Below are 12,445 nucleotides of genomic sequence, written 5' to 3' on the forward strand. Positions count from 1 at the left end.
GCGATTTAATCACAGAATAATACTGCAAACCAACCATGAAGCAATTCTTCCCTACCCTATTCCTCATGCTTCTGTGCAGTGTCGCCTATGCACAGCAACAAGACTCAGTGACCATCTCCGGTCGTGTGACAGACTATAAGAACGGTGACCGCGGCGAAGGGCTTTACTATATGGAAAAAGAAATCTACGTAAAATAGTACATTGCAAAATGGAGAACAATCATATGAAATACCTTATAGCCGGCACAGGTGGCGTGGGAGGCAGTATCGCCGCCTTTCTTTCCCTTGCCGGAAAAAATGTCACCTGCATTGCCCGCGGTGAGCACCTGGCTGCCCTGCGCGAACACGGGTTGCGTCTGCACTCCGATCTGAAAAGTGAACATACACTACCCATAAAAGCCTATACCGCCGAAGAATATACAGGCAAAGCCGACGTCATCTTTGTATGCGTCAAAGGCTATTCCGTAGACTCGATAACGGAGTTGATAAAACGTTCCGCCCACAAGGACACGGTTGTAATCCCTATTCTCAATGTCTACGGCACAGGTCCCCGCATCCAACGCTTGGTGCCCGGAGTGACGGTTCTGGACGGTTGCATCTACATTGTCGGCTTCGTGTCCGGCAAAGGGGAAATCACGCAAATGGGCAAGATATTCCGTCTGGTTTACGGTGCACACAAAGGTACGGTTGTTCCCCGTGGAACGTTGGAAACTATCCAACAGGATTTGCAGGAAAGCGGTATCAAAGCCGAAATATCTCCCGACATCAACCGGGATACTTTCGTGAAGTGGTCTTTTATCTCCGCTATGGCTGTCACCGGAGCCTATTACGATGTGCCCATGGGCGAAGTGCAGAAGCCGGGAGAGGTGCGCGATACGTTTATCGGACTGTCTCAGGAAAGTGCCGCACTGGGCGCTAAGCTCGGCATTGACTTCAAGGAAGACATTGTAGAATATAATCTTAAAGTTATCGACAAACTGGACCCGGAAAGTACCGCTTCCATGCAGAAGGATATGGCTAAAGGACACGAAAGTGAAGTGCAAGGGTTGCTCTTTGATATGATTGCTGCCGCAGAAGAACAGGGGATTGATATTCCGACGTACAGGATGGTGGCGGAGAAGTTTAAACAATAAACCATATAATCAGATATATTTATGCCATCACTGCTCACCATCAACTGGAATCCCGACCCCGAACTGTTCAACCTCTTCGGAATCTTCCCCCTCCGCTACTACGGGCTACTGTGGGGCATCGGCATCGTACTTGCCTGCATCATAGTCCAGCGTCAATACCGCGACCGAAAAATCAGTGAGGACAAATTCACCCCGCTCTTTTTCTATTGCGTAATCGGTATCACCCTCGGAGCAAGGTTAGGGCATTGTATCTTCTACGACTGGAATTACTTCCAGAATCATCTGATAGAGATGATACTTCCCATCAGGCAGTTTCCGGGCGAAGGCTGGAAATGGATAGGCTACAAGGGACTTGCCAGTCATGGCGGTACCCTCGGACTGATTATCGCCTTGTGGCTCTATTGCCGCAAAACCAAGATGCACTACATGGACGTGCTGGACATGATAGCCGTAGCCACCCCCATCTGCGCCTGCTGCATCCGCCTTGCCAACCTGATGAACTCCGAAATCATCGGCAAGCCCACTGATATGCCTTGGGCTTTTGTGTTCGAACGGATAGACATGCTACCCCGCCATCCGGCACAGCTTTACGAAGCCATCGCCTACTTCATCTTCTTTCTGGGAATGGTTTACTTATATAAGAAATCAGATCACGGCACAAAGCTGTACCGCGGCTTCTTCTTCGGACTTTGCCTGACAGAGATATTCACCTTCCGCTTCTTCGTGGAATTCCTCAAGGAAAACCAAGTGAATTTTGAGAATACAATGACTCTCAACATGGGACAATGGCTCAGTGTTCCGTTCATTATCATCGGAATATACTTCATGCTCTTTTACGGGAGAAAGCAAACGATAAAAAAGTAAATAAACTTATCTATAAACCAATATAATTGAAAATATGCTCTCATTATTAACCATCAACTGGAACCCCAACCCCGAACTGTTCAACCTCTTCGGTCATGTACCCGTTCGTTACTACGGTCTGTTGTGGGTCATTGGCATCGCATGCTCCTATTTCGTAGTCCGCTACCAGTACAGAGACAAAAAAATCGGCGATGACAAGTTCGAACCGCTGTTCTTCTATTGCTTCTTCGGCATCCTCATCGGAGCACGCCTGGGACATTGCCTGTTCTATCAGCCGGAATACTATCTTCATCATTTCTGGGAGATGATATTGCCTATACAGTTCCTGCCCGATGGAGGCTGGAAATGGACCGGCTATGCAGGTCTCGCCAGTCATGGAGGCACGCTGGGGCTGATGATAGCCCTGTGGATGTACTGCCGCAAGATGAAAATGCACTATATGGACGTATTGGACATGATTGCCGTGGCAACTCCTATCTGCGCCTGCTTCATCCGTCTTGCCAATCTGATGAATTCTGAAATTATCGGTAAAGCAACCGATGTGCCTTGGGCATTTGTATTCGAACGGGTAGATATGCTTCCCCGGCATCCGGCACAGCTTTACGAGGCAATCGCCTACTTCATCTTCTTCCTGCTGATGATTTTCCTGTATAAGAATTACGGCAAGAAGCTACATCGTGGTTTCTTCTTCGGACTCTGTCTGACAGAAATATTTGTATTCCGCTTCTTCGTGGAGTTCTTGAAAGAGAACCAAGTAGATTTCGAGAATAGCATGTCACTGAATATGGGACAATGGCTCAGTGTTCCGTTTGTAATCATAGGAGTGTATTTCATGTTCTTCTACGGAAAGAAGAAAGCACAGAAATAAAAAGAAGAATGAGGATGTATCAGACACGATTCTGATGCATCCTCATTCACACTATTTACGTTGCCACTTACTCTTCGAGGCATGCTCCCGCTTCAGAATATCACTTAGGGGAACTTCAAATATCTTGGCCTCAACCCATGCCACAAAGTCAAACTTACGCAAAATCTGAGTCTCATATTTATCCGCATACAAAGCGTGAACTTCCTCCGCCATACTTTCCCATATTTTCGCTCGTTTTTTCCGGTCTGTATCAACAAAAGAGTAATTCAAGAATTTAAGCAGAAAAGATTCTACCTTCAGATTATACCCTTTATTTTTGGACATTTCCCGCTTGATAGAGCGAACTTCGGACTGGATATAGTCTACATCCCCCAACTCATAATGAATCATCACATTCACGATCCTAATGGTGCGAAACAGCGGCAGAGAATATAAGTGTCCTCGCCCGATAGTCGTACTCAACCGTTTCCGGGCTTTCCTGTACTCTCCGTTCCCCAAATGAATCAAGGCGACATACAAGGACATTTCCGCCTGTTGCTGTTCTTTTAATAAGGCCATTTTGTCAATCAGCGAAGCCTGATGTTCAGCAATCCATAAACCAGCCTGCTCAAACTCTCCCCTATCGATATAGGAGAATAACCTGTATATGAATATCACATAAGTTACATTCAACTGAAAACTCGATGACGGCGAAGACAGTTTCTCCAACTTCCCTATAAAGTAATCCATACCCTCATAATTGTGCATGATGCGAAGACTCTCTAACATTCCTTCCACCGCCATCAGATAATATACCGGAGGATTATTCCAAAGATGGGTGTTCTCTTCAAACAACTTGTTCAGTTCCACAAACGAATTGAACGCAGCTCTGTAATCTCCCACCGTCACAAAGTAATTGGCCTGGAAAAGCTGGTGATTCTTCTTTATCTCAAAGTTCTCGACGCCTGCACTGGCCACGATACTTATCTCACTGGTCACCAGGTCATCCAGTTTCTGAGTCTCCTCCAATGATCGTGAAGCTCCCCTATTAAGCATTCTCAACTTCAATAACTCATACAATGAAGACTGTTCATTCAGCTGCCTGATATTCTTTAGGGTATTATTCATCTTATATTGCTTGTTCAGGAGCTTCTTTTCATCCACCTCTTCAAAATCCAGTGTCAAGAGATAATTCAGTTCCAGCCTTTGCGCCACAAGCAGTGCAAAATGATTCTCATAATAGACAGCTTTTTCCTTCACTTTTTTCAGTACCTGGAAGCACTCCTGATACATTGATTTCTCATACAACACCCTGGCATGCAGCAGCTCATTGAACAGCAGATAATAGCTATCCTGCTCTGTCCGTAACTCCGTCAATATCTCTATCAGCAGATCGAACAGGTAAATAACCACTGTATTGAAAGAAGAAGTGGGCTTTGCCTTCAGGAAACACTGTTTCAGTTCTTCAGGGTCACTGATCTTCTTGTCATCAATCAATCTGAAAAGGAAGATATAGTCTTTCTCCGGCTTATTGGATATATAGATAGAGAATTCTTTCTTCTCTTGTTTCGTGAGACTATTTATCAGTTGGATAAGCGATTCGGACTTTAGCATAGCATTAGTAGATTTTGAAATAACGAAAGCAAGGTAGAGAAAAAAACAAAAGGAAACAATCTTTTCGCGGAATAATATAAGCTTTAGCTATATTACAAATATTAAAACTACGCATATACATATACACAAAATTCATTATATATCAATCAATTAACACTTACATCAACGATATTATATAAATTTACCAGTATTATATTTGTGCACATTTTGTTTGCTTATGAATTATCTATCGCATACATTTGGCGTAGAAAAAGAAAGCACAGTTCCGAATTATTTAATCTTAAACTAATTAATAGCCATGAGCAAGAATATCATTGTAATAGGTAGTTGTAATACAGATATGGTCATCAAAGCCGACCGCCTCCCCGTTCCCGGAGAAACAGTAATGGGCGGCAGTTTCATGATGAACCCCGGAGGTAAAGGGGCCAACCAGGCTGTAGCCGCTGCCCGATTAAAAGGAAATGTGTACTTCATAGCCAAGACCGGCAACGATCTATTCGGCAAACGTTCCATAGAGCAGTACGAAGACGAAGGAATCCACGTTGAAAATATCTATTCAGACCCCACCCTCCCTTCCGGAGTGGCACTGATTATGGTAGACGTGAACGGAGAAAACAGTATCGCTGTCGCCTCCGGAGCCAATGGTTCACTGAGTCCTGAAGATATCCGGAAAGCACAGCCCGTCATCGAGAAAGGAGATATCCTGCTGATGCAACTGGAAATTCCCATAGAAACAGTGGAATACGCAGCCCAGATAGCAAGCGAACAGGGCATCAAGGTTATCCTGAACCCGGCACCCGCCCGCGCGCTCTCTAACAAGCTGCTGCAAAACCTGTATATGATTATCCCCAACGAAACGGAAGCCGAAATCCTTTCGGGAATCAAAGTGACCGACTGGGAAAGCGCCCGGAAAGCTGCGGATATCATCAGTGCCAAAGGAGTGGACATTGTCGTGATTACAATGGGTTCCAAAGGAGCCCTGATTAAAGAAAACAACGAATACCACGAGGTTTCCGTCCCCAAAGTGAAAGCAGTGGATACCACGGCTGCCGGAGACACCTTCTGCGGGTCCCTGTGCGTTGCTTTATCCGAAGATATGAATGTGCTGGATGCCGTGAAGTTTGCCAACAAGTGCGCTTCCATCACAGTGACCCGCATGGGAGCACAGTCCGCCCTGCCCTATCGCAAAGAAATAGATGTTTTATAAATAATAACTTTAAATTCTGATACCATGTTTATTGTAGACAGTTACTCATTAGCCGTTATTTTCTGCGTTATCACGATGCTCTGTTGGGGTTCGTGGGGTAATACACAGAAACTTGCCGGGAAGACCTGGCGTTACGAATTGTTCTACTGGGATTACGTTATCGGTATCCTGGTCTTCTCCCTCCTTTTAGGATTCACGCTGGGCAGTACGGGAGATGCCGGACGCGGTTTCGTTGAAGATTTGAAACAGATCAGTATGGAGAACTATGCAAGCGCTTTTGCAGGAGGGGTTATATTCAACCTATCCAATATCCTGCTGTCAGCTTCCGTCTCGATGGCCGGGCTTACGGTAGCATTCCCTCTGGGAGTTGGCATAGCATTGGTATTAGGGGTTTTCGTCAACTACTTTGGCGAGCCCAAAGGTGATGCGGTAATCCTTTTCAGTGGTGTGGCGCTGGTGGTACTGGCCATTATTTTCAATGCCATAGCTGCCGGAAAGATGAATAAGAAAGGAAGCAGTACGAATAAGAAAGGAATTCTTATCGCCATCATAGCAGGTGTACTGATGTCCTTCTTCTACCGGTTCGTTGCCGCTGCCATGGACTTAAATAACTTTGAGTCGCCTACTCCCGCAATGGCTACTCCGTATTCGGCATTCTTTATATTCGCAATAGGTATCTTCATAAGCAATTTCATTATCAACACCATCGTGATGAAGAAGCCGTTTGTAGGTACTCCGGTAAGCTATAAAGAGTACTTCCAAGGCAAATTCAGCACACATATGGTCGGAGTGCTGGGAGGAGCCATCTGGGGATTAGGTACGGCTCTGAGTTACATTGCAGCAGGGAAAGCCGGGGCGGCCATCTCGTATGCACTGGGACAGGGAGCGCCTATGATTGCAGCTTTGTGGGGCATATTCATCTGGAAAGAGTTCAAAGGCTCTTCACGGACGGTAAATATCCTTCTGGCTTGCATGTTCGTTCTGTTTATATCCGGTTTAGGAGCAATTATCATCTCCGGAGCCAATTAATCCGGCTCTCACTCGATCTCATAAATTAATGCTTTCTTTTTCTACCTTTCATCGAGTGAAAGAGGAAATTGCCTGAACTAAATATACATTTTCGTTCAACCTAAAATTTTTAATACATGAGACTAATTAAAGCAATATTATTCTGTCTATGCATGTGTTCGTTCGACTTGTATGCACAAGTCAATGTCACAGGTATTGTAAATGATAACACCGGGGAGACACTTCCCGGAGTATCTATCCTGGCAAAAGACGGCGACCGTACTTACGGTACCACCACCGATATGAATGGCAAATACCAGATTAAAGTCAATCAAGGCACTACCCTTGAGTTCAGTTTCATCGGCTTTGCCACACAAAAGGTGAAAGTGGGCACCGGCAACGTCATCAACATCACTCTGGAGCCCGAAAACAAACTACTGGACGAAGTAGTGGTCATCGGTTACGGTACTGTAAAGAAGAAAGATTTGCTGGGTTCCATATCTACCGTCAAGGAAGATGCTCTGGCCGAACGCGTTTCGGGCAATGTAGTGGAATCTATGCGTGGTCTGACTTCCGGTGTAAAGATTACGAGCAGCGGTCAGCCCGGCTCCAATGCCAACATCACAATCCGCGGTTTAGGCAGTCTGACGAACAATAACCCGCTGTTCATCATCGACGGTGCCTATGGCGGCAGCGACTTGGGTGTCAATGTGGAAGATATCGAATCCATCCAGGTGTTGAAAGATGCCTCATCAGCGGCCATCTACGGATCGCGTGCAGCCAACGGCGTTGTAATCATCACCACCAAACAGGGTAAAGAAGGTGAGTTGAAGGTAAAATTCGACTCCCAACTGACGCTGAGCTGGCTGCCCCGTTACGACCTGATGGATGCCGAGACATATAAAATCTACAACGACCGCGCCTACGACGAAGCCATACTGGCAGGCGTCTCAGGCATTACCAAACGTCAGAACCACTACGACGGGAATACCGACTGGCAGGATGAAATGCTGAGCACCGGCGTTTTGCAGAACTACAACGTCTCTCTGTCCGGTGGTTCCAAAACGGTGAAGTACTACGCCTCACTGAACCGCATGGTCGACGACGGCGCCCTATTGAATACCAAGTATGACAAATACGGCTTCCGCATCAACACAAGCGGCCAGAAGGGTATCTTCTCCTATGGAGAGAACTTCTACTACACCAAGTCGGACCGGAAAAACCTGAATGGTAATCCATGGAGTGACTTTATCGGCATAGCCCCGACGATTCCGGTATATGATGAATCACATCCCGGAGGCTACGGATATGGTGACGTAGACCGCGCGAACACATACGGCCTCAACCCCGTAGCCATGCAAAACCTGTATGTGCAGAACAACGAAGAAGAGTACCTGACAGGAAATATCTACGGACAGATATCACTCTTCGGGATGTTCGACGCCAAACTGAATGTTGCCTACAAGAGTTATATGGGTATCACCAACTCATTGCGCAAGAAAGGAAGCTGGACAATGGGACAAGGAGACGATGCGGCACACTTAGGTTACGACAGTGCCAAGAATCATGACATACTGATTGAGCAAACCTATAACTTCAAGCATAAATTCGGTAAGCACGATGTGAATGCTCTGTTCGGTATCACCTACAACAAATTCCACGAAGAAAAGCGCTGGATAACGAAATTAGACCCGCTGATGGTAGGCGACAAATACATCACTTCACTCGACGCCGCCACCGGCAACACCACCGCAGGCGGTAATTATGGTGAATCTGCCCTGATTTCCTACCTCGGAAGAATCAACTATTCGTATGCCGACAAATATCTGGCACAGGTGACCGCCCGCCGCGACGGCACTTCTCGTCTGCCCAAAAACGACCGTTGGGGAAACTTCCTCTCCGTTTCACTGGGTTGGCGTATCAGTGGAGAGAAATTCTTCCAGGTGCCCTGGATTGACGATTTGAAGATACGTGCCAACTACGGTACACTCGGCAACAGCAGTATCGGCTACTGGGACTACCAATCGGTCATCAACACCGCTCCGCGTGCAGTGATCGGCAGCCCCGAAAACATCCTGATTGGTATGACGCAATCACAGTTGAGCAACAACGACCTTGTCTGGGAGAAGAAGACAACCGCCAACGTAGGTTTCGACTTAGTCGCCCTCAACAACCGCCTCCGCTTCACGGCCGAATATTTCTACTCCAAAAGCGAAGACCTGCTTGTCTACCTGCCCATCCTGATGAGTTCAGGTAACGAAGGCGGTGCACCGGCTGTCAATGCCGGCAGTCTGGAGAACAGAGGAGTCGAGTTTGAAGTAGGCTGGAATGATAAGGTCGGTGAATTTGAATACTCAGCCTCATTAAACATCTCCCACTTGAAGAACAAAGTTATCGATCTGGGATATGGGAAACAGAATAAGAAGATTCCTACATATACCACGCTCGCAATAACCGAAGTCGGACAGCCTCTCGGTATGTGGTACCTCTACAAGATGCTCGGCATCTTCCAGTCCGAAGAAGAGATACAGAACTATGTAAACTCCGAAGGCAAAGTCATTCAGCCGAATGCCCGCCCCGGTGATATCAAATACGATGATTACAACGGCGATGGAATCATTTCATCCGAAGACCGCCAGAAAGTGGGTAATCCGTGGCCTAAGCTCGAACTCGGCTTAAATCTTGGTGCTTCCTATAAAGGTTTCGACCTGAGCATCAGCGGTTACGGCCGCTTCGGACAGGAAGTATGGAACGGCTCGGCAGCCGCAGCCGGTGACTTCGCCAACAACCAGAACAACTTCAACGGCATTATTCCCTGGACACAGGAACACCCGGTGAACGACCGTCCGCGCATCGTATACGGAGATTCCCGCAACAGCCGAAGCGACCAGGACCGCTGGTTGGAGAACGGTTCGTTCTTCCGTCTGAGCGACATTACCTTAGGATATACGGTTCCTGCCCGTTACATCAAGAAAATCGGTCTGGAAAGACTCCGTGCGTCAGTCACCCTGCAGAACATGGTTACTTTCACCGGATATTCCGGACTTGACCCTGAATTTGCAGACAGCGGCATCTTCACTATGGGAGCAGACTATTGCTCGTTCCCCAACCCGCGTGCCGTACAGTTTGCCTTATCATTCACATTCTAAATACTGCCGATATGAAAAAGATAGCTCTATATATATTATGCGGCGCAGCAGCGCTGTTCACGTCGTGCGACCCTTCCCTGCTCGACCTGCAAAATGAGAACACCCTCAGTACGGGCGTATACTGGAAGACGGAATCCGACATTGAGGCCGGTGTAATATCCGTATATGGCATGTTCTATCGCCAGGGAACATGGACCCGCAATATCTATACACAGATGATAGGCATGGCCGACGAAGGCGTCAGCTATGCCGGATGGACGGAACTGAACGAGTACACCAAGTTCATCTTTACCGATTATAACTTCGGAGAGGCAAATACCAAGATCTACCGGGAACACTACACCGCCATCTTCCGTGCCAATCAGGTGCTGGACAACATCGATAATGTTACGTTTGCCGACGAAACGCACAAAAACGACCTGATAGGCCAGACCAAGTTTCTGCGTTCTTTCTACTACTTCTATCTGACCACCCTTTGGGATAACATTCCCATCGTCCTGAAGACTTCTTCAGCCGCCGACAAGCCCATGCAAGCCAGTGCGGACGAAATGCTCACCCAGATAGAAACCGACCTGGAAGATGCCGTCACCAAACTGCCCGCCACCCGCGACGCCAATAACTACGGCCGCCCGACAAAAGGTGCCGCCTACGGACTACTGGCGAAAGCCTATGCACAGCACCATAAATGGGAAGATGCCCGCAGATGTCTCGAATGGCTCATCGACGGTGAAGGAAAGCGGTACTACGACCTCGTCCCCAACTGGGCTGACAACTTCAGTAACCAGACGGAAGACAACAAGGAGTCGCTATATGAAATCCACTTCTCACTGACCAACCGGGTAGGCTTCGACCAAACAGACAACTACCTGGACCCGAACGCACAGTTGGGCACACAGATTGAGATGAACCAGGCCCCCACCGGAATCGGTTGGAACAACATCGAAGCAAGACGTTGGCTGGTGGACTACTACAAACGCGAACAAACCACAGACGGGAAGAATGACATCCGCCTGTTCTACACCCTTTGGTACGACGGAGCCGCATCCGACTTCCCCGAATATGCGAACCAGCTGATTTACGGCAAGCCCTGGAACAGCGATTGGGGTAACCGCGTGTTTATCAAAAAGTACAGCACCGATGCCTCCCCGCTGTATTACTGGAACGACAACAACTTCCGTTCATTGCGATATGCCGACATGCTGTTGCTTTACGCCGAAGCACTCAACGAACTGGGTGCCACCCCGTCTGCCAAAGCTATCGAATGCCTCAATCGCGTGCGCAACCGTGTAAACCTGCCCGACATAGAAGACAGTTCTTTCTACAATGGCAGCCAGATAACAGGCAATAAAGACGCTTTCCGCGAACATCTGAAGATTGAACGCGCCCTTGAGCTTGCCATGGAATGTGTACGCTGGGTTGACTTGAAACGCTGGGGCATCAATGACACCAACACTCTGAACGAGTTGAAAGCCCGCGACAGCGACTTCAACAACTTCATCATCGGCAAGTCCATCCGCATGCCTTTACCGCAAAGCGAAGTGGATAACAATCCGAATCTGAAACAAAATGACCAATATTAACCGAAGACATCTGAGTTATGACTAAAACAAGATATTTATTGATAGGAGCAGTCATATCACTGCTGACTTTATGGGGATGCGACGATAATTCCGACTATGTGATCGGAAGCAATCCCAATGAATTTGCCATCAATCCGGTAGCCATACCGGTAAGCGCGGATGGCGGAACCTACGAGCTGACAGTCACCGGCAATGAGTCCTGGACGGCCAAATTAACCGAATCCAACAGTTCGGCACAAGACTGGTGCACACTGAGTGCAACATCGGGCACAGGCAAGACGGTAATCACGCTCACCGTGAAGCCGAGTACCTCGTTCGTAAAAAACCGTTCCCTCCTCATCGAAGTAAGCGGCGGCAACAAGACGCTGAAGTCCAGAGTGCTGCAAGAAACGATGGTACTGGGCGAAGACGAAATACTGATAAACGGTATGGTATGGTCTACCAAGAACATAGGCTCTCCCGGAACATTCGTAAGCTCTCCCGACGAGATAGGACAGTTGTATCAGTTCAACCGCAAAGTGGGTTATCCCACCGGCCCGCAGGACGACCCCGCACCGGCCAACTGGCCCGCCGACTATACGAACGACAACACCAACTGGCTGACGGAGAACGATCCTTCACCCGAAGGCTGGCGCGTGCCCACCACACAAGAAATGGCAGCCCTATGGGAAAAAGGAGCAACATGGGTGACAGCCGCCCAAACCGGCTTCAAGGTTGACGGAATCATTATCGGAGTAGATGAAGCCACCGCCAAACGTGCCACCAAGGACAACCTGAAACAACTAGGCTGCCTCTTCCTGCCCCAAAGCGGCTGGAGAAGTGAAAGCGGAATGATGGACCGCACATGGCTCTGTGCCGTGCGCAGTGCCAATTCATTGAGCGCCACACATGGCGGAATGTCATTGGGAGACTCAGGCGGTTACCGGGACACATGGGGCTGGGGCGATGGTCAAAAGGCCCGCGCAGCCATGATACGCCCTGTCAAAAACATACAAGTTGAGGATTGATTTGTAACTCATTCATTAACAAACTAATTCTAAGAAG

Annotated in this window: 10 protein-coding genes; 9 read left to right on the forward strand and 1 reads right to left on the reverse strand. The window is 47.9% G+C overall.

The window, feature by feature from the left end; genetic code table 11:
* Window positions 1-35: 35 nt before the first annotated feature.
* The 4 genes from BUC01_RS25070 to lgt (BUC01_RS05305) are packed head-to-tail and all read left to right on the forward strand — an operon-like array spanning window position 36 to window position 2,864.
* Window positions 36-197: a hypothetical protein gene (locus BUC01_RS25070; RefSeq protein ID WP_243462307.1), complete on the forward strand. Its 162-nt coding sequence runs from the start codon at window positions 36-38 to the stop codon at window positions 195-197.
* 11 nt (window positions 198-208) lie between these two features.
* Entirely contained in the window at window positions 209-1,132 is a 924-nt protein-coding gene (locus BUC01_RS05295; protein ID WP_025830847.1) for a ketopantoate reductase family protein, read from the forward strand.
* A gap of 21 nt (window positions 1,133-1,153) precedes the next feature.
* Entirely contained in the window at window positions 1,154-1,996 is an 843-nt protein-coding gene (gene lgt, locus BUC01_RS05300) for a prolipoprotein diacylglyceryl transferase (protein ID WP_025830846.1), read from the forward strand.
* A gap of 34 nt (window positions 1,997-2,030) precedes the next feature.
* Complete coding sequence (lgt, locus tag BUC01_RS05305; RefSeq protein WP_369862861.1) at window positions 2,031-2,864, forward strand: prolipoprotein diacylglyceryl transferase; 834 nt, start codon at window positions 2,031-2,033, stop codon at window positions 2,862-2,864.
* A 51-nt stretch (window positions 2,865-2,915) separates the two neighbouring features.
* Here lgt (BUC01_RS05305) and BUC01_RS05310 read toward each other — a convergent pair whose 3' ends face one another.
* Window positions 2,916-4,457, reverse strand: a complete 1,542-nt coding sequence (locus BUC01_RS05310) for a hypothetical protein (RefSeq protein ID WP_073312947.1) — start codon at window positions 4,455-4,457, stop codon at window positions 2,916-2,918.
* A gap of 298 nt (window positions 4,458-4,755) precedes the next feature.
* On the opposite strand from BUC01_RS05310, the gene rbsK reads away from it, so the two are divergent.
* From rbsK to BUC01_RS05335, 5 genes are all read left to right on the forward strand, one after another.
* Window positions 4,756-5,664 (forward strand): ribokinase, encoded by a 909-nt coding sequence (gene rbsK / locus BUC01_RS05315; RefSeq protein ID WP_073312950.1) that lies wholly within the window; start codon window positions 4,756-4,758, stop codon window positions 5,662-5,664.
* A 24-nt stretch (window positions 5,665-5,688) separates the two neighbouring features.
* Window positions 5,689-6,693, forward strand: coding sequence for a GRP family sugar transporter (locus tag BUC01_RS05320; protein WP_025830845.1), 1,005 nt, complete (start codon window positions 5,689-5,691; stop codon window positions 6,691-6,693).
* A 116-nt stretch (window positions 6,694-6,809) separates the two neighbouring features.
* Window positions 6,810-9,821: a SusC/RagA family TonB-linked outer membrane protein gene (locus BUC01_RS05325; RefSeq protein ID WP_073312952.1), complete on the forward strand. Its 3,012-nt coding sequence runs from the start codon at window positions 6,810-6,812 to the stop codon at window positions 9,819-9,821.
* 11 nt (window positions 9,822-9,832) lie between these two features.
* The gene (locus BUC01_RS05330; protein WP_025830844.1) at window positions 9,833-11,401 is read left to right on the forward strand and encodes a RagB/SusD family nutrient uptake outer membrane protein; all 1,569 of its coding nucleotides are present in this window, start codon (window positions 9,833-9,835) and stop codon (window positions 11,399-11,401) included.
* Between the two features lie 17 nt (window positions 11,402-11,418).
* Window positions 11,419-12,408, forward strand: a complete 990-nt coding sequence (locus tag BUC01_RS05335) for a BACON domain-containing protein (protein WP_025830843.1) — start codon at window positions 11,419-11,421, stop codon at window positions 12,406-12,408.
* The last annotated feature ends 37 nt before the right edge of the window (window positions 12,409-12,445 follow it).

Origin of the sequence: Bacteroides stercorirosoris (assembly GCF_900142015.1) — a bacterium.
Taxonomy (GTDB): Bacteria; Bacteroidota; Bacteroidia; order Bacteroidales; family Bacteroidaceae; genus Bacteroides; species Bacteroides stercorirosoris.